We start from the raw sequence: 18,840 nt of genomic DNA, 5'->3' as shown, positions 1-18,840 counted from the left end.
TGGCTCTATTGTTATGGGCTAATTCCTCGGGGCATGAAGCTGACTTCTTTTTCTTTCCCAGTTCTTGTACAAAAGCACGGAGCCAAACAAGAATGTAGAAGCGATGAGCGCACTGAAGGGCAGCATGACCACAATTTCATCAGGGAAGACAAAAGGAAGCAGTGGAAAAGCGTATGCTGCCGGGACACGCATACCTAGGATACGTAACAAAACAAGCATCAAAATCATGTCGAGCAGCGTGACGATCACCCACGAATCAATTGCAAAGTAGAGCAAAGTACCAACTGTCGCCGATATGGTTAACACCAGACTGAGTTTGAAGGCCATCTTGCCGTTGAACATCGGCTTGTGAAGGGATTCATATACAACGACGAGAATGGGCGGAATAACTGCTAACTGTGGGTAACCAGCCATCCAGCATAACCCGATCCATACGAATGTCAAAATCAAAAACACGAGCATATACTGATACGGTATCTTCACTTTTTTCTCAAGACCGTCATTCCATTTGAAGGCGAGAACGCCAAGCATGATGATGAAGGAAAGCATGACAACGGAGATCATAAATGACCATTCAACTGCATTCGTGACCAGAGGTAATAAGCCAGTGGCAAGGGATGGTCCAAAATTCGATTGGATGATTCGTAAAAAGAGCATCATGAGTACGAGCGTGATACTGACTTTTCCAAGGTACGGCAAGTCTACTTGATTTATCGCAAATCCGATTGCAGCTGTAATCGACGGAGCCACAAAAATTTTAGAGGGCTGTCTGATCCATCCCGGTTCTCGGTATACCCATATGCCAATCGCCATCGCTGCAATTTCTGGTAGAATCACTTCGGGATCATCGAGTATGACGGAAGCCGCTACCATGAGCAAGATAAGCGCTATGGCAATGATATAAGAAAGAACGGTTTCATTCTTCGCTATTACTGAATTCATTCTGACTAACTCCTTTTCGTTCGGATTATCCTTTATTATTGCAAGGATTGTGGAAGTCAATTGTGCCAATGGGAGCAACATTGTCTGTAACAAAACCGTCACTAACAGTGGAAAAGCAGCACCCAGAAGAGGGTCTAAACAAAATTAAAACGGCATAAGGTATGGGGTATTAGCAAGATGGATGGAAGGTCATGATGAGCATTTCGTGTTTGATAGCGGTGAAAAATGGGCAGACCAATAAGGGAGCATTTCGTTACGAATTACACCCAGTATACCGATAGGGGGAGCGCGCAATTGCTGAGTTCATTTAAACCACTGAAGAGAATTGAAGAGAACAGCAAGATTATACAGCAGACGATACAGTACATAGGGAATCAAAAAGTAAGTACGATTACGATAGAAACGCCGAAAAAACTACCTAAATGTAGGTAGTTTTTTCCTATTTGTAGAATCTAAATAAAATGTTAAAATAATGTAAAACTTTACCAGAAGGAGAGGTTTACAGGTGCTAAAGAATCTCGTGCAGAGCAATGTAAAAATTGTTTTTTCTGTTCTTGGCATCTTGTCCGTTCTGGTCTCCTGGCTCGTACTTGAAATTTTAAAAGGTTTATTGCCAGATTTGATAACAGTCATACATAAGTGGATGTTTCAACCGATCGAATGGCTGTTTATCCTAGCACCGCCAAATGAGGAAAACAAGCTAGTTTCATTAGGCTCTGTTCTAGGCCTGTCTATCTTGTATTCCGCCATTTTGGCAGGAATGGTATTCATCGTTTTGTTCATCTGCAACAAGGTGAGAGGGAACGACATCGAGTTCCAGATGGAAGTGAAATATTGTGAGAAAGAATTGGCCAATGCGATTTACAGCTTGGATGGCAGCGGTCAATCAACAGCTATTATTAATGCGAATGCGATCACGTTTATGAAGGCATTTGAAATGGAGGTAAAGACGATTTATGGATTGAAACCGGACGAGCTATGCTGTTATTGGATCGTACCTACGAATAATGACAAGCAGTTTGAAGTGTTTTACTTAACCGAGTTGAAGGATTTTGACACAGTACGTACGCTACTACTGTCTTCCATGCTTCAAGATGATTGCAGAATTGCCGATAAACAAGTAAAAGGACGTATTCAAGACACGGACATCGAACAATTTGCGATTGTAAAAAATTTTGGCAAGTTCAGGCTTGGATTCGCGGTCGCTGTTTACAAGAATGACACATTTACTCCCGAAAATATGCAGGAGTTCGAGCGGTTGACTACGTATATGTTATTATTAGGATTTGTTACCAAGTTTGTGAATAAGGTTAAAACCCTAAAGAGAGCTAGTTAGGAGTGGGATACGATGAAATTAGCTGAGTTCTTCTCGAAAAGAGGCAACGAAACTGCTGTTTACTCGAAAAATCTCTCTTCCAAGAAGAAGATTCCCAACAGCAAATTTACTCCTGGCTTCGCTAGCTTAAAACAGATTGTAGATGAACATAGTCCGAATGAGCGACATGATAATAAAGTGGTTGGAGGAAAATGACACTGCCCGTAAGCAGTGTCATTTTTTGTTTCGGGGTACTTGGGATAGAGGAAAAGCCACCTGATGAGGGTGGCTTTAGTTTTGGGCGATCTCGACACTGTGTTTGCTCTTGCGGTGGGACCAGATCAAGACAGGGACCAGAAACAGCGATAGTACGCCTCCAGCGAGTGAAAGTGCTGCGAAGCTGGCGTTGGCGACAACCATACCAGACAGGGCTCCACCGGAAGCACCAGCCAAGGCAATCAAGACATCAACCGTTCCTTGGGTTTTCGCACGAGTGGCGGGCTGCGTTGCATCCACGATGAGCGCGGTACCGCTAATCAATCCAAAATTCCAGCCCAGTCCGAGCAGCACAAGAGCTGCGATGAGCAGCGGCATCGAATCAGCGGGAGCAAAAGCAGCGAGCATGCTGGCTGCAAGCAGAATGGCACCGGAAGCATATGCCATTGTGGAGCGACCGATCTTGTCAACGAGTACACCCGTCAAAAGCGAGGGGAGGTACATCGCACCGATATGAAAACCGATGACGATGCCTACTTCAGAGAGACCATGCCCGTGGTGCTTCATATGTACAGGCGTCATCGTCATAATAGCGACCATGACGATCTGCGTTAAAATCATGACGGTGGCTCCCACGATGATTCCCCGGTTGTTGCTTGCAAGCTGATTCTCATTCAGACAGGACGTGGAACTCTGATCCAAATGTTGTGCTTCGGCAATTGCTTTCGAAACGATGAACGGGTCCGGTCGAAGCAATGCCCAAAATACGAGACCAGCGAGGATGAAGGCAGCGGCACCCAAGATGAAAGGACCAGCCAGTGCAGGGACACCGATGGATGTAGCGAATCGTCCCATGACTTCCACCAGGTTTGGTCCTGCAACAGCCCCGAATGTAGTGGAGACCATGGCAATGCTCACGGCAGTCGCTCGCTGTTTAGGCTTTGCCAAGTCTGTGCCTGCATAGCGGGCTTGCAGGTTAGTGGCGGTGCCAGCACCATACAGAATTAAGGAAGCAAACAGAAGGACAACACTATTTGCGACGGCTGCGATTACCACCCCAATTGCGCCTATCCCTCCGGCAAAGAATCCGCTAGCGAGGCCCAAACGGCGTCCAAAGCGTTGTGAGAGTCTCCCCACCAGCAATGCGGCGATAGCAGAGCCAAGCGTGAGCAATGCGGAAGGTATGCCCGCGAGACTTTCCGAACCGAGCATATCCTGAGCGAGGAGAGCCCCTACGGTGACTCCTGCCGCAAGTCCTGCACCGCCAAAAATTTGCGAAATGACCACAATCCAGAGCGTTCGTTTGTATAGTCCTTGCTGTTTATCTGGGGAGTCGATGTAGCTTTGTAAATCTTCGCGTTTGAGTGACATCTGATCCACCTTTCTATGGAGCGAAAGCTTTCGTGAAGTTATGAAATTTCAGTCAGTCCTTCGGATGGAAAAGACTGGGGAATTTTCATTCAGTATAGTATTGGGGACGGGTAAACACAAGGATAATCCAGCCGAATAAACACTTTGCAAAAGCAAAAACACCGGACATTTCTATCCGGTGTTTTTCGTTCATTTTCCTATGATAAGCAATAGCTCACGGAGGTTTTGTATGAGAATTTGATTTTCTTCCAGCGTACCTACACTGATTCGAATATGCTCCGGTAACCCCCAAGTGTCTCCGTAACGCAAAATGATTCCTCTTGCCAACAGCTCTTGATAAATCCTACCCGCATTTGGCCCCAATTTTGCCAAGACAAAATTAGACATACTCACGGCATAGGGAATATTCATTTCATCGAAGGCATCATAGAGCTGCTTACGGCCTTTGGTGTTTTCTGAGAGAGATTTTTCAAAATGCTCCACGTCTCCAAGCGCGGTAATTGCGGCTGTTTGTGCCAAAGAATTGACGTTAAACGGCTCTTTTACTTTCAGGATTTTTTGGATTACCGATGGGTGAGCGACACCAAATCCGACTCGAATACCGGCAAGCCCATAAATTTTTGAGAAGGTTTGCAAGACGAGAACAGGGTATCCTTGGCGGACAAATTCAATACCCGTTGTGTAATCGTCAGCTGTTGCATAGTGACTGTAAGCAGCATCGAGTACCACAAGCACCCCGTTTGGCAATTGGTCTAGCAATGACGTCAAGTCCAGACGAGACAAATAAGTGCCTGTCGGGTTGTTTGGGGAACAAAGGTAGACAAGCTTTGTTCGATCCGTGATGGCTGCCAAAATAGCGGAAACATTGAATGCATAATCAGCCTCAAGCGGAACCGTTTTGATGACAGCCCCCATGATATGTGCGCCGAATTCATATTCACTAAAGGTCGGCGAAGGTACGACGATTTCGTCCTCAGGCTCCAAATAGGTTTCGGAAATGAGCTTGATCAGTTCGTCCCCGCCATTCGTGACGAGTAAATGCTCCGGAGTTAACTCAAGGTGATCAGCCAAGTGCTCTTTCAGCGTAGTTGTATTGGCATCCGGGTAACGATGCAGTTCCGGGAGCGCACCGAGAATGGCGCGGATGATCTTGGGGGATGGGCCGAGTGGATTTTCATTTGAGGCTAATTTAATGATATGGGAGAGTCCGTACATTTTTTTAATCTCCCAAATTGGCATCCCAGGTTGATAGGATTGTATTTTTTCTAATGTTTGTCGCGATGGAATCGTGGGCAGTTGTTTCATCTATATGGCCTCCAAAACTTCATGGTAGCAACACTGTAAGTGAAATCTCCAGTACTGTAACCAGCCAATTCATGAAAGATGAAACAGACCAATTATGGGGAAGAACACAAATTGGATGGTTCATAAAAGTCAAGATTGGATCATGAAGGAAGGAGCAGCTTACTTTATAATCAGCCCAGAAACATCACTCATTCAAACAACACGGAAGGATAGTGAGGTGGGAAAAATGTTGATTCAAGGGCAAACGCCGCTTTTTAACGGGTTGAGAAAGCATGCCCAGAAGAATCCAATCCAATTCCATATACCAGGTCATAAGAAAGGGAAAGGGATGGATCCTGAATTTCGATGGTTCATGGGAAAAAATGCACTTTCCATCGATTTGATTAACATTGAACCATTAGATGATTTGCATCAACCAAAAGGAATTATCAAACAAGCGCAGGAATTGGCTGCTGAAGCTTTTGGCGCTGGTCACACCATATTTTCTGTTCAAGGTACGAGCGGAGTCATTATGACCATGATTATGGCGGTATGTAATCCTGGCGATAAGATCATCGTGCCACGGAATGTACACAAATCCATCATGAGTGGAATCGTTTTATCGGGTGCGACTCCTGTCTTTTTACATCCAGAAATAGATCCAGTCTTCGGGATCTCCCATGGAATTACACCACAATCTGTGGAACAAGCATTGGAACAGCATCCTGATGCAAAGGCAGTGCTAGTCATCAATCCAACCTATTTTGGAATTGCAGGTGACTTGAAGAGTATTGTTCAAATTGCGCATGCCAGAGGAGTTCCTGTACTCGTCGATGAAGCGCATGGCTCACATGTGCACTTCCATCCCAAGCTTCCACTATCGGCGATGCAAGCTGGTGCAGATATGGCTGCAAGCAGTATGCATAAATTAGGAGGCTCGCTGACGCAGAGTTCGTTGTTGAACATTCAGGGAAATCTGGTTTCGATCCAGCGTGTACAAGCTATCTATAGTATGCTCACCACGACGTCCACTTCCTATTTACTGCTCGCTTCGCTCGATGTGGCGAGAAAGCGGTTGGTTACAGCCGGGAAAGCGCTATTGGATCAAACAATTCAGCTGGCCAACGAAGCACGAGCACAAATCAATAAAATTAAACATCTGTACTGCATTGGTAGAGAAATTATCGGGACAAATGGAGCGTTTGCTCATGATCCGACCAAGCTGGTCATCTCGGTAAAAGACCTCGGCATTACGGGGTATGAAGCCGAAAAATGGCTCCGCGATCGCTATAACATTGAAGTAGAGCTATCTGACCTGTACAACATCGTTTGTATTATCACACCAAGTGATACGAAAGAAGATTTGCAAATCCTTGTCTATGCATTGGAAGAGCTGGCTGCTGTGTTCGAGGATCAAGTAAACAGAAATAGCCGCCCGAAAATGCAGCTTCCCAAAATACCGGTACTCGCGGTTACCCCGCGCGATGCCTTTTACGCACCGACGGAGATGATCCCCGTCGAACAATCCGTGGGAAGAATTATCGCGGAGTTTGTCATGGTATATCCACCAGGTATACCGATCTTTATCCCGGGTGAGATCATTTCGGAAGAGAACCTCATCTATGCGAAGAAAAACATGGAGGCAGGCCTGCCGGTACAGGGCTTTGAAGATCCCACGCTACAGACCATTCGTGTCATCAAGGAATAACCATACAATCAGGCATTGGAGGAGAATTCTATGAAACAATATCTCAGCTTTTCGGAAGAGGTCAGACATGCACTTGATCATCAATTACCGATTGTTGCACTAGAAACGACGATTATCTCCCATGGAATGCCTTACCCGCAAAATGTGGAAATGGCGAATGACGTAGAGCAAATCATTCGCAATCATGGTGCTGTTCCGGCAACGATTGGTTTTATGGACGGGCAAATCAAGATTGGCTTGAGTGCGAGTGAGCTGGAAGAATTCGCGACAAACAAAAATGTGGCCAAGGTCAGCCGCCGGGACATCCCGTATATTTTAGCCTCGAAAAAAATCGGAGCGGCAACCGTATCGGGGACGATGATCGGTGCTGAGTTGGCAGGCATTCGCATGTTTGCAACAGGTGGAATCGGCGGTGTTCACCGTGAAGGGGAAATAACGTGGGATGTGTCTGCTGATTTGACAGAGCTGGCAGAGACAAATGTGGCAGTCGTATGTGCGGGCTGCAAATCCATTTTGGATATCGGAAGAACACTGGAGTACTTGGAAACCCTCGGAGTACCTGTTGTTGGCTATCAAACAACAGAGTTCCCGGCCTTTTACTCCCGCCACAGTGGATTCGATGTGTCTGTAAGCATGGATTTGCCTGAAGAGGCAGCTGCGATGCTGGATGCTAAATGGAAACTCGGTATGAAGGGCGGAGTGGTGATTGCCAATCCGATCCTCGAAGCGGATGGGATCCCTTACGATGAAATCGAAGCGATTATTCTCCAAGCAATGCATGATGCGAAAAAACAAGGAATCACTGGCAAGCAAGTAACGCCATTCATGTTAGCGAATGTAAAAGAACGAACAGGCGGAAAAAGCCTGGAGGCAAACATTGCCCTGGTGAAAAATAATGCAAAGCTCGCTGCACAAATTGCCGTTGCGTTAAACCGTAGCGAATCATAGGAGGAAAGGCCGCCTTGGGGTGGCCTTTTTCTTTTGCTTACTCAAGGGTTCTCTACCGCCTTTCCTCCTTTGATCCGGAAGAGAATCAGCAAAAAAATCGGCAGTAGCAGGAGTACGTATCCATACTTAAAATAGGCGTGATTAGTCTGCAAGAGTTGTTGATGATTGGAAAAGACGAGTAAAGACAGCAAAAGCGTAACCAAACAGACGGGCAAGCTCAGCTTTTTGTAAGTGGTGGAAAGGAGAAAGGCAAGACATTCACAGATGGCATATAAAAATACCGCTACCCGGATGAAACAGCCTGCTGTCATGGTATATATACCATAAATGTCTCCCCGGCTTATAAATCCCATTTTTATTTGTCTGACTGTATTTTGTACCGGCCAGTCCAATTTTTCCGAGAGAGGCAGCCCAAATACAGCAATGGCACTCATTAGCATGGATGCTCCCAAAAAGACGTTAAATAACACAAGAAAGGAGAAACCATTGAAGTCATGACGAACTCCGACCCATTTTGTCTGAAGCAGGAGGACTAAGATCAATTCCCCCCACAATGCAACATAGAAAAGCGAGCCCTCCAGAGCAGGTCCCCACCCATTGTCGAGGATCGGCAAAATGCGGGCATAATCTTTTTCTTGCATGAGTGTCAGTCCAACAAGCGGTCCTGTTATCATCGTCATCAAAAAAAAGATCACGGCCATTCTAGCGATGGATTCGATGTTTCTTTGCAGACTGAACCAAATGAGAAGAATGAAGCTCGTTCCGATTGCCCAGAGAGGCGTCTCTGGCAAAAAGGTTATTTTGACGAACTCCTCCAGACCACGCATCGTCGTAGCAGAAGCATACAGAAAATAGGCGAGTAAGATCACACATAAAATGACAGCTGGTGCTCTACCGGCTTTTTCTTCAGTTCCCGTCAGCAACGAGGTGTTTTGAAGTTTACTTCGCAGTATGCTCAACAGCAGGACGAATAGAATGCCACAAGGAATGCTGATCAAAGCAGATATCCAGCCGTCTTTGCCCGCAGTATGAATCAGAGGTTCGATTAGGAAGACGTGTCCCATTATGGGGAGACTTAATGCTTGGATCGAGACCCACTGAAATCTTGAAATCGTCCGGACGTCCAACCATCCCACTCCTTATTTTTCGCCAAGTTGCTCTGCCAGAAGTCCATTTAAGAGGAGCTTGCTCTGAACATTCACTTTTACGTCTAGCTCTGAAAAGTGAGCGGGCCATTGTTCTTCCCGGGTTTTCCACACTTGTGGATACGTGCGATGCACATATTCATGAAAGCCAAAAATATCGGCCTTATTTTTCTTCGCTACTGCTACAGCCTCATGGATTTCATCTCTAATGACATGATTGACTTTTGTCTGTAACCATTTATACGTCTCTGTGTCCATTGGAATGGGATGATTGAGACTTCCGATATATCCGTGTGGATGGACAGTCACCTGGATATGTAACTGATTATTTTCGAGAACGGGACGGATTTTTGTTTTGGAACCTATAATCTCGATCGATGCGTATTGTCCCTGCTTCTTGAGTGGAACGATGACAATCGTGCTTTTTATTTTCCCCGTTGTCCACAGTAATCCGCGCACCTGTGTCTCATTGATCGAAGCAATAGCTTTTCCGCCTTTGATAATGACAGCTCCAGCTTCACGGCTTTCTTTCTTCGATTGGATTGGATGACTGATCGGCAGATAGCCTATTTTCTCTTTACTCGCCATCATCCGCATTAGGTCCAGCGAACGTACGGGTGGATATTTGCCAATGGCTCGACTGGCTATCATTTTTTCGTTGATTTGCAACGGCTGGATGTCGTTCGTATTTCCTTTTGTGTGCAGGAGAGATTCCGCTTTCCCTTCGACATAAATGACCCAGTGACGCCCGGATAATTCCTGGTCGCGAAAAAATAAATCAAGGGGCCCGATGATATCCTTTTTGGCTGCGTCAGTACCAATCGCTACGTATTGCATTTGATGATAGCTAAGCTTGTACCCCGAGTACTCGATCATATTTCGGGCTGCGTCAAACGTGGTATAGCCTGTCGATTGGATAATCGCGCTTTTTTCCGCCGTGCCTCCATCCGTTTTTCCACTACTTGGCTTCATGACGTTCACAGTAAGGACATAACGGCCTTCCTCGTTCAAGTCGATTCCAACTGCCGTGACAAATCTTGTCTCAGTGAGCTCGATGTTATTCCAGCAACCCCCTAAAATGACAGTCAGCAAGCCTATCACAGCGGTTAGTGTCTTCATGACCAATCATTCTCCCTTTTGCTTCTTCAGTGGGAAAGGGGTAGCACCAGAGCTTAGTTTGATGAACCAAAGCGGAAAGCGAATAAAGAAGTCCTTCCAATCTTGCAGCTTCAAAGGAGCTAAAGGAGCCAGATAGGGTACCCCCAATGAACGGAGATCGCACAAATAGATCGCAACCATATAAAAGACGAGAAAATTGCCGTACAGTCCAAGCGCCGACGCGGCAAAAATCGAAACGAATCGCAGAATGACCACCACGTCAGAAATGGCAGGGAAAATAAACGAAGTGATGGCTGACGCGGCAATGACAATAACGGTCGGCGCCCCTACTAACCCTGCACTAACAGCAGCCTCTCCAATGACCAAAGCTCCTACGATGCTGACAGCTTGTCCAATAGGACGGGGCATACGTACCCCGGCTTCACGAAGCCATTCATACACGATCGCCATAAGAAGCAGCTCGATGGGCAAAGGGAACGGAACGCCTTCTCTGGCATTGATAAAACTGAACAGCAACGTAGGTGGCACTAAATCCTTGTGGAAATTTTCGAAAGATATATAAAGAGATGGGAGAAATGCTGAGACAAAAAATGCTGCGTAACGAAGCAAGCGTAAAAAGCTGGCATAGAAGGGGCGAGAATAGTAGTCCTCCGGATTCTGGAAAAACTCTTGGAACGTAGCTGGTACCATGAGGGCAACGGGACTGCCATCCACCAAAATAGCAACACGCCCCTCTAAAATTTTGGCTACCAGAATGTCCGGTTTTTCACTGTTGTAGATCGTCGGGAAAATAGAAAACGGTTCGTCTTCGATCCATTGCTCGATATAGCCAGAATCCAAGATGGCATCCATTTTAATGACAGATAGACGAGCTCTCACCTCGTCGACCAATTCTTCCTTCACAACTCCTCGGATGTAGGCGAGACATACCCTTGTATCCGATTGTGTACCGATCCAATAGGTTTCAATTTGGAGATTGGGATTGTGATATCTTTTGCGAATCAGTGAGAGATTTGTGTCAATCGTTTCAATAAAGCCTTCGCGTGGACCGCGAATGACTGCTTCTTTAGAAGGCTCTTCCACACTTCTTTGTCCAAGCGATTTGGCTCCGATAATAATGCACTGTGCTTGGTTATGGATAAAAAGAACGATATATCCGCGGGCAAGCTGTTCGAGCACTTTTTCAAGTGTGCTCTCCTTCCACGCCAGCGAGACATGCAGAACAGCATTCATAATATGATCAACCATGCCCTCGTGGAGATCGCCAATGGTATTCATCAGCGGTCTAATGACATCTCGATCCATGACATCTTGATTCGTCATGCCTTTAAGGAACAGCAAAGATGCTTGATGTGATTGATTTGCCCCAAGCCAAAAGGTTCGGACGGCTAGGTCACTCGTGAACCCAAAATGACTGCGAACGGTAGTCACATTTGCTTGAAGGTCTTCCTGTAGGGGAGTTTCTTGTGGGTCTTGATTCTGTTTGATGTGATGAATCGATAGCTTTCTCCGAAACTTTTTGATCATATAGCTTCACCTAATCAGCAATGAGATGGAAGTGCTCTTAGGGTACCCATCGATTTCCAATTCCATTCGACTAGATAAGGACCTTCTTAATTGAGAAGGTTTTATTTATGTCTAAAAAGTGTACAAAATGTAGCGGATTATTGAACATGGCTGGTTGATCCACTTTGTCATTGGCTGGTGACACTCCAACGGTCCGGCTTTAGAGTAAGACTTGTTTCAATAGTACCCTGTGCATGGTGATAGGAGATGAGGACAAGGACATGAAGACGTCCAAGACAGTACGCTGTATGTCATTTTTGTTCATGTTCATCCTGCTGTTCTTGACGACCGGTTGCGCTGATAACTATATCGTGCTCGATCCGAAAGGACCCATTGGTGAACAGCAAAAGGACTTAATGATTTTATCCACGCTTTTAACGTTAATTGTGATTGTTCCTGTACTAATTCTTACTTTTGTCATCGTATGGCGATACCGTGACAGAGAAGGAAGAAAGGCAAAGTACACGCCTAATTGGGAACACAGCACGAAACTGGAAATCATTTGGTGGGGCATTCCCATCATCATTATTACGTTGATCGGGATCGTGACTGTTCAGTACACGTATTCTCTGGAGCCATCCAAGCCATTGGAATCCGAGAAGAAACCGATCACGATTCAAGTGACCAATTTGGATTGGAAGTGGCTGTTCCAATATCCTGAACAAGGCATTGCCACTGTGAACTATGTGCAGTTCCCAGAGGATGTGCCGGTACGCTTCGAAGTGACATCTGACGCCCCGATGAATTCATTCTGGATTCCACAGCTTGGCGGTCAGATTTATGCCATGTCCGGCATGTCTATGACTCTTTACCTGCAAGCAGATGAGCAGGGTGAGTACATGGGATCTGGTGCGAACTTTACCGGAAAAGAATTTGCGAAGATGTTCTTTACAGCAAATGCGACTTCCCAAGAAGGCTTTGATCAATGGGTGAATCAGGTGAAAAATACTTCCCCTGGGCTGACGTTGGATGGTTACAAAGAGCTGACCAAACAAGGAACATCGGATGTACGCTATTTCTCCGCTTTCCCTGAAGGATTGTACGAGATGACTGTGACCAAGTATGCTGCTTCACACAATCACGGCCTATCTACGAGAGTGCAACCGCCAGCGCGGGTGAAAGAATAGTCGGTTGAAATTGAAAGAGGGAGGAGAGAGACAACGATGTGGGAGAGTGTGAAAGAATTCGCCTCTGAATTTTTCGTAACAGGCGATCCACTTATTTACGGTGCGGACGTCAGCATTGTGCTCAGTATGATCGCAATCGTATCGGTGCTGACTTACTTTAAAAAATGGGGATGGCTCTGGCGCGAATGGCTGACAACTGTCGATCACAAGAAGATCGGTATCATGTACATTCTCGCTTCCGTTCTCATGCTGTTTCGAGGAGGGGTAGATGCTCTCCTGATGCGAGCTCAGCTCGCCATGCCTGATATGCAGTTTTTGAGTGGGGATCACTACAACCAGATTTTTACGACGCATGGCGTTATCATGATTCTGTTTATGGCGATGCCCCTCATGTTTGGTTTGTTCAATGTCATCGTGCCGCTGCAACTCGGTGCACGTGACGTAGCGTTTCCGTTTCTGAATTCGCTCAGCTTCTGGTTGTTTTTCTCAGGGGCGATGCTGTTTAACTTGTCCTTCGTCATTGGGGGTTCCCCGGATGCAGGATGGCTGGCTTATCCGCCGTATTCGGAGTTAGCCTTTAACCCGGGACCAGGTCAGGATTTCTACATTTGGGGGATTCAGATTTCAGGTATAGGTAGTTTGATGACCGGGATTAACTTTATTGTGACGATCTTGAAAGTGCGTGCTCCTGGTATGACTTTGATGAAAATGCCTATGTTTTCATGGTCAGTTTTGTCGAGTTGTATCGCAATCGTTTTCGCATTCCCAATCTTGACCGTTACATTGGCACTGCTGTTTATCGACCGCTATTTGGGTGGGCACTTCTTCACCTTGGATGGCGGCGGTAATCCGATGATGTACATCAACTTGATTTGGATGTGGGGTCACCCGGAAGTTTACATTATCGTTCTGCCAGCGTTCGGGATTTTCTCCGAGATCGTGGCGACTTTCTCTCGGAAAAAGCTGTTTGGTTACAAATCCATGGTGTTCGCCATGATCATCATTAGCGTTCTCTCGTTCCTCGTATGGGCGCACCATTTCTTCACAATGGGCTCCGGTGCGGACGTCAATGCGTTCTTCGCGGTCACGACGATGTTGATTGCGATTCCGACGGGTGTGAAAGTGTTTAACTGGCTGTTTACGATGTTCCGAGGAAAAATTACGTTCGAAACGCCGATGCTGTGGACGGTCGGGATTATCCCGAACTTCGTCATCGGTGGGATGACGGGTGTACTTCTGTCCGTGGCACCTGCTGACTTCCAGTATCACAACAGCTACTTCCTCGTTGCTCACTTCCACCAAGTGATCATTGCGGGTGTTGTGTTTGGATTCTTCGCGGGCTTGTATTACTGGTGGCCGAAGATTTTTGGCTTCAAGCTGAATGAGCGTATAGGTCGTTGGGCTTTCTGGCTGTGGAACATCGGGTTCTATCTGTGCTTCATGCCGCAATACGCGCTGGGCTTGATGGGAATGACGCGTCGTCTTTATTCGTACGGCTGGGACAAAGGCTGGTTCGAAATGAACCTGGTATCGACGATCGGTGCCGTAATCATGGGTGCTGCCTTCCTTGTCCAAATTTGGGACATTGCACACAGTATCAAACATATGAAGAGAGATACAACAGGAGACCCATGGAATGCTCGTACATTGGAGTGGTCGATTCCTTCTCCAGCACCGTTCTATAACTTTGCCGTAATGCCACAGGTAACGTCTCAAGATGATTGGCATGAAAGAAAGCTGCGCATCGAGCAAGGCTTGGAAAAGCCGGCGAAAGTAGAGCTGGAACCGATTCATATGCCGAAAAACTCCGGTATTCCAATCGTGATGTCCATGTTCTGGTTCTTTGTCGGATTCGGTTTGATTTTTGACTGGTTATGGATGGCTGTACCAGGGTTTATCGGTGTACTTGCGTGTATGGTTGTTCACTCGTTTAACTACGACACGGACTATTACGTCACGGTGGAAGAGATTAAACGTACAGAGGCAGAAGCAGGGAGGGTGATTACGTAATGGCTAATGTGAATGCTGGACATCATGATCATCATCCAGACCAAGAGGAATTGCGCACGTTTGCCTTTTGGATCTACCTCATGACGGATGTCATCTTATTCGCTACCTTGTTTGCGACTTTTATCGTGCTGCAAGGGAGCACGGATGGTGGACCAGGTCCAAAAGATCTTTTTCAGATGAATGGGATTTACGCGAGTACGTTTATTTTGTTGACCAGTAGTTTTACGAGCGGTCTTGCGATTCTCGCTATGAATAAGGGGAATCGTCTTGCTTTGATGAACTGGCTCGGTGTGACTGTGTTTCTGGGAGCATCGTTCTTGTTCCTGGAAATCAACGAGTTCATGCACCTCGTAAGCGAAGGGGCAACGATTAGCACGAGTGCTTTCTGGACCGCCTTTTACACATTGGTAGGAACGCATGGCTTGCACGTGGCTCTCGGATTAGGATGGATGATCATCCTGATTATGCAAATCGCGAAGCGCGGTATTACCCCAGTGACCAAGCGAAAAGTCAACATCATCAGCTTGTTCTGGCATTTCCTTGATGTTGTTTGGATTTTCGTCTTCACCATCGTATATGTGATGGGGGTGAATTAATTGAGCAAGCAATCTGTGCATGGCACGACAGAACAACACGGCGGTCATGGTTCCCTGAAATCGTATGTGATCGGTTTCGTCTTGTCGCTTGTTTTCACCATCATTCCCATTCTAGCCCTAGAGAACGGTTGGTTGGATAGTGATAAGAGACTCATCATCTATTTAGTTGCGGCTCTGTTCCAGTTTATTGTCCAGTTATTCTTCTTCATGCATCTGAAAGAAGAGGATAAACCACGCTACAACTTGATGTCGCTCTTACTCGGGTTGTTTATCGTATTCCTCATTGTGATCGGTTCGATTTGGATCATGATGTACAACATGGTCGCACTATAATGACCAACATTTTGCCGGGGGTATGGAGATGCTAGCAGATTGGATACAGCTGACCAAGCCTCGCATTCTACAACTCAATCTGGTAGCAGCATTCGGTGGGTATTGGGTAGCGAGTAAGTGGGAGCCGGATTGGATGCTCTTGTTATGGTTGATGATCGGGACCACACTCACAATGGCTTCGTCCTGTGTGTTAAATAACATTTGGGACTGGCAGCTTGACCAAAAAATGACCCGTACGAAAGACCGACCACTTGCTACTGGACGACTGAAACCTGGGGGCGTACTGCTGTACGCCCTGGTTCTCGGTCTTGTAGGAGAGCTGGTGCTATTTTATAAAGTCAATGCGCTAGTAGGTTGGCTCGGATTATTCGGGATGTTCGTGTACGTAGTCGTTTACACGATGTGGCTCAAAAGAACGTCCACTTGGAGCACGTCCATTGGTGGAGTGTCTGGGGCAATGCCGCCTGTGATGGGGTATTGTGCCTATACGAATGAGATTGACGCAGGAGCGTGGCTTTTGTTCGCTTTGCTGTTCTTGTGGCAGCCTGCTCATTTCTGGTCGCTTGCCATCAGACGTGTAGACGAGTATACAGCGGCTGGATTTCCTCTTCTCCCGGTAATGAAGGGGATCAAGCGGACCAAGCTGCAAATGATTCCGTACGTGGTGTTGCTATTGCCAACGGTAACGATTATGTATGTGCTGGGTTACGTAGGGATTATCTTTTTCGCTGTTTCCTTCCTATTCGGAATGGTATGGATGGGGCATACGATTATTGGGATTGTGTCGGAGAATACGGAAAAATGGGCGAAAACGAATTTTTTTATCTCGATTAATTATTTGATGATTGTGTTTGTGTGCATGGTAGTGGATACGACAGGCCGTCCCTTTTTGTAAGGGATAGTCATTCCCGTAGGAAGGGTAGGGAGTTCCATGAAAGCTATCAAGTATCTAATGATCGGTTCTCTGTTCTTGCTCGTAACTGCATGCGGCGGTGGTGCAACAGAAGAACAAGCAGAAGTTGCAGATGCAGATAAAAGTGCGATGAAGCTATACAAAAATAATTGCATGAGCTGCCATGGAAACGATTTATCCGGTAGGGTGGGTCCAGGCTTGCAGCAAGTTGGCTCGAAAATGACGGAGGAAAAACTCGTTGAAATAATTACGGTCGGTGCAAATGGCATGCCTGGTTATGAAAATGTACTCAGCGCCGAAGAAATCGGCCAGTTAGCGAAGTGGCTCTCTGAGAAAAAGGAATAGGAGAGGGGCGGTACAATGAAAAAAACAGCTTGGTTGATCATGCTCAGTATCCTGATGGTTTTGGTAACTGCGTGTGGTCCTGCAAGATATGATTACAACTATCCGGTTAATGAATTTGCTTATACGGACCAGGAAGGGAAGCCTTTTTCATCGAAAGATCTGGAAAATAAGGTATGGGTTGCTAACTTTGTCTTTACGTATTGTGGAACCGTTTGTCCTACGATGACCGCAAACATGGCTGAATTGCAGAAAAAAGCAAAAGAAGCTGGCGTTGATGTGGAGTTTGTTTCCTTCTCGGTTGATCCAGAAAGAGATACGCCGGAGGCATTGAAGTCATATCTGGGTAAATTCAATGCTGACTTCTCCAATTGGCATGCATTGACTGGCTATGGATTTGATGAGATCAAAACGTTTATTCTCAAGTCATTCAAGACTCCGATAGAAAAGGACCCTAATTCCGATCAAATCATCCACGACACGTTTTTATACTTGGTCGATCAAAAGGGAACAGTGGTTAACCGTTATGAAGGAATGACGGACGTGCCTTACAACAAAATTATCGAGGATATTAAATTGTTGCAGCAGTAGGGGAGACCCTCGGATACACCGAATAGTAGGAGAACAAGCGAATTTCTCTAGGAGAGCAGGGGAGGTCAATATGTCTATTCCGCAACAAAACGTTCGAGTTGCTGTAGTTCAAGCTGCTTCTGTCATCATGGACCTTGAGGCAAGTACGGAAAAGGCAGTTTCACTGACACTGGAAGCAGGAGAAAAGGGAGCAAATATCGTTGTTTTTCCCGAAGCTTTTATCCCTGCGTATCCGAGAGGCCTTACTTTTGGGACAAAAGTAGGAAGTCGTTCTCCAGAAGGCCGCAAAGACTGGTTTCGTTATTGGGACAATTCGATTGTCGTCCCGAGTGAAGAGACAGACAAGCTCGGAGAGGCAGCGCGCAAAGTTGGCGTGTATCTCGTCATAGGTGTGATCGAGAGAGACAATGAAAATAGCGGCGGCACCTTATATTGTTCCGTCTTATTTTTTGGACCCGATGGTGGGTTGCTCGGTGTGCATCGCAAGCTGAAGCCGACTGCCTCCGAACGGTTGATTTGGGGTGAAGGGGACGGAAGTACTTTGCCGGTATTTGAGACTCCTTACGGTAAGATCGGGGCCCTAATTTGTTGGGAGAATTATATGCCGTTAGCACGAGCAGCGATGTATGCAAAAGGTGTTCAAATCTATATCGCACCAACAGCTGATGCGAGGGATGCATGGCAAGCCACCATCCGCCATATCGCATTGGAAGGCAGATGCTTCGTCTTATCGAGCAATCAGTACGTTACAAAAGAGATGTATCCGACTGATTTGGCCTGCTATGACGATCTGGCCTCTTCGCCAGACGAGATGAGCAGAGGTGGAAGTGCGATTGTGGGGCCATTGGGTGACTATATCGTCGAGCCTGTTTTTGGTCGGGAGGAGATTCTCTACGCTGATCTAGACATTCGCGATATCGCCTATAGCCAATTCGATTTTGATGTCGTTGGCCATTACTCGCGACCGGATGTTTTTACGTTGTTGGTGAATGAAGAGAAAAAAGAAAATGTGAAGTGGATGAAATAAGTCCGTTTGTAAAATGCAGAAGACCTCCATTGCTTGATAAAGGCGGTGGAGGTCTTTCTTAGTTGCTGTAGTGGAGGCGAAGCGCATTTCCAGTCTACGCTTCAACCTACGCCCCGCAAAGGGGGATATGACTGTCCGCACCGGAATAAATGGCGGGAGCGCTTCAAACGTAGAAGTTTCGAAGAAGTATTCCATAAGTTATCATGAACGAGGACAGCCCCTATTCGTAACTTCGTAGGTTACTCTGGCTACACTAAGGGCAAGTACGCCAATGTACAGAGCGCTAC

The 18,840-nt window shown here is 46.3% G+C and carries 18 protein-coding genes; 12 read left to right on the top strand and 6 right to left on the bottom strand.

Annotated elements, in window-relative coordinates; all coding sequences use genetic code 11:
* Window positions 1-18: 18 nt before the first annotated feature.
* The gene (locus ACFYU8_RS17135) at window positions 19-942 is read right to left on the bottom strand and encodes a hypothetical protein (RefSeq protein WP_390301301.1); all 924 of its coding nucleotides are present in this window, start codon (window positions 940-942) and stop codon (window positions 19-21) included.
* A gap of 505 nt (window positions 943-1,447) precedes the next feature.
* Here ACFYU8_RS17135 and ACFYU8_RS17130 point away from each other — a divergent pair.
* Window positions 1,448-2,278, top strand: a complete 831-nt coding sequence (locus tag ACFYU8_RS17130; RefSeq protein WP_390301304.1) for a hypothetical protein — start codon at window positions 1,448-1,450, stop codon at window positions 2,276-2,278.
* A gap of 12 nt (window positions 2,279-2,290) precedes the next feature.
* The gene (locus tag ACFYU8_RS17125) at window positions 2,291-2,473 is read left to right on the top strand and encodes a hypothetical protein (RefSeq protein WP_106840900.1); all 183 of its coding nucleotides are present in this window, start codon (window positions 2,291-2,293) and stop codon (window positions 2,471-2,473) included.
* 75 nt (window positions 2,474-2,548) lie between these two features.
* Here ACFYU8_RS17125 and ACFYU8_RS17120 read toward each other — a convergent pair whose 3' ends face one another.
* On the bottom strand, window positions 2,549-3,844 hold the full coding sequence (locus ACFYU8_RS17120; RefSeq protein WP_390301307.1) for an MFS transporter: 1,296 nt from the start codon (window positions 3,842-3,844) through the stop codon (window positions 2,549-2,551).
* A gap of 189 nt (window positions 3,845-4,033) precedes the next feature.
* Window positions 4,034-5,149, bottom strand: coding sequence for a histidinol-phosphate transaminase (gene hisC, locus ACFYU8_RS17115; RefSeq protein ID WP_390301309.1), 1,116 nt, complete (start codon window positions 5,147-5,149; stop codon window positions 4,034-4,036).
* A 229-nt stretch (window positions 5,150-5,378) separates the two neighbouring features.
* On the opposite strand from hisC, the gene ACFYU8_RS17110 reads away from it, so the two are divergent.
* Together ACFYU8_RS17110 and ACFYU8_RS17105 are read left to right on the top strand one after the other, a co-directional pair.
* Window positions 5,379-6,836, top strand: a complete 1,458-nt coding sequence (locus tag ACFYU8_RS17110) for an aminotransferase class I/II-fold pyridoxal phosphate-dependent enzyme (RefSeq protein ID WP_390301354.1) — start codon at window positions 5,379-5,381, stop codon at window positions 6,834-6,836.
* Window positions 6,837-6,866: 30 nt separating this feature from the next.
* Window positions 6,867-7,784 (top strand): pseudouridine-5'-phosphate glycosidase, encoded by a 918-nt coding sequence (locus tag ACFYU8_RS17105; RefSeq protein WP_390301312.1) that lies wholly within the window; start codon window positions 6,867-6,869, stop codon window positions 7,782-7,784.
* A 41-nt stretch (window positions 7,785-7,825) separates the two neighbouring features.
* Here ACFYU8_RS17105 and ACFYU8_RS17100 read toward each other — a convergent pair whose 3' ends face one another.
* The 3 genes from ACFYU8_RS17100 to ACFYU8_RS17090 are packed head-to-tail and all read right to left on the bottom strand — an operon-like array spanning window position 7,826 to window position 11,575.
* The gene (locus ACFYU8_RS17100; protein WP_391365899.1) at window positions 7,826-8,920 is read right to left on the bottom strand and encodes a GerAB/ArcD/ProY family transporter; all 1,095 of its coding nucleotides are present in this window, start codon (window positions 8,918-8,920) and stop codon (window positions 7,826-7,828) included.
* A 3-nt stretch (window positions 8,921-8,923) separates the two neighbouring features.
* Window positions 8,924-10,048: a Ger(x)C family spore germination protein gene (locus tag ACFYU8_RS17095; RefSeq protein WP_390301318.1), complete on the bottom strand. Its 1,125-nt coding sequence runs from the start codon at window positions 10,046-10,048 to the stop codon at window positions 8,924-8,926.
* 6 nt (window positions 10,049-10,054) lie between these two features.
* On the bottom strand, window positions 10,055-11,575 hold the full coding sequence (locus ACFYU8_RS17090; protein WP_390301321.1) for a spore germination protein: 1,521 nt from the start codon (window positions 11,573-11,575) through the stop codon (window positions 10,055-10,057).
* Between the two features lie 260 nt (window positions 11,576-11,835).
* Here ACFYU8_RS17090 and cyoA point away from each other — a divergent pair, with 260 nt between their 5' ends.
* The 8 genes from cyoA (at window position 11,836) to ACFYU8_RS17050 (ending at window position 18,553) form a co-directional block, all read left to right on the top strand.
* Window positions 11,836-12,741: a ubiquinol oxidase subunit II gene (gene cyoA / locus ACFYU8_RS17085; protein ID WP_390301324.1), complete on the top strand. Its 906-nt coding sequence runs from the start codon at window positions 11,836-11,838 to the stop codon at window positions 12,739-12,741.
* Between the two features lie 36 nt (window positions 12,742-12,777).
* The gene (locus tag ACFYU8_RS17080; RefSeq protein ID WP_390301327.1) at window positions 12,778-14,751 is read left to right on the top strand and encodes a cbb3-type cytochrome c oxidase subunit I; all 1,974 of its coding nucleotides are present in this window, start codon (window positions 12,778-12,780) and stop codon (window positions 14,749-14,751) included.
* A complete protein-coding gene (cyoC, locus tag ACFYU8_RS17075) occupies window positions 14,751-15,347 on the top strand; it encodes a cytochrome o ubiquinol oxidase subunit III (RefSeq protein WP_390301330.1) in 597 nt (198 codons plus the stop codon). The genes ACFYU8_RS17080 and cyoC overlap by 1 nt, the downstream gene beginning before the upstream one ends.
* Entirely contained in the window at window positions 15,348-15,680 is a 333-nt protein-coding gene (gene cyoD / locus ACFYU8_RS17070) for a cytochrome o ubiquinol oxidase subunit IV (RefSeq protein ID WP_390301333.1), read from the top strand.
* A 28-nt stretch (window positions 15,681-15,708) separates the two neighbouring features.
* Window positions 15,709-16,575, top strand: coding sequence for a heme o synthase (cyoE, locus tag ACFYU8_RS17065; protein ID WP_390301336.1), 867 nt, complete (start codon window positions 15,709-15,711; stop codon window positions 16,573-16,575).
* A 36-nt stretch (window positions 16,576-16,611) separates the two neighbouring features.
* Entirely contained in the window at window positions 16,612-16,938 is a 327-nt protein-coding gene (locus tag ACFYU8_RS17060; protein WP_390301339.1) for a c-type cytochrome, read from the top strand.
* A 15-nt stretch (window positions 16,939-16,953) separates the two neighbouring features.
* On the top strand, window positions 16,954-17,526 hold the full coding sequence (locus tag ACFYU8_RS17055) for an SCO family protein (protein WP_390301342.1): 573 nt from the start codon (window positions 16,954-16,956) through the stop codon (window positions 17,524-17,526).
* Between the two features lie 70 nt (window positions 17,527-17,596).
* Window positions 17,597-18,553 carry a carbon-nitrogen hydrolase family protein gene (locus ACFYU8_RS17050; protein WP_390301345.1) on the top strand — a complete coding sequence of 319 codons (957 nt, stop codon included), beginning with the start codon at window positions 17,597-17,599 and terminating at the stop codon, window positions 18,551-18,553.
* The last annotated feature ends 287 nt before the right edge of the window (window positions 18,554-18,840 follow it).

The organism is Brevibacillus sp. NPDC003359 (genome assembly GCF_042878995.1).
Classification (GTDB): domain Bacteria; phylum Bacillota; class Bacilli; order Brevibacillales; family Brevibacillaceae; genus Brevibacillus.
This window is presented reverse-complemented; position numbering and strand designations above follow the sequence as displayed.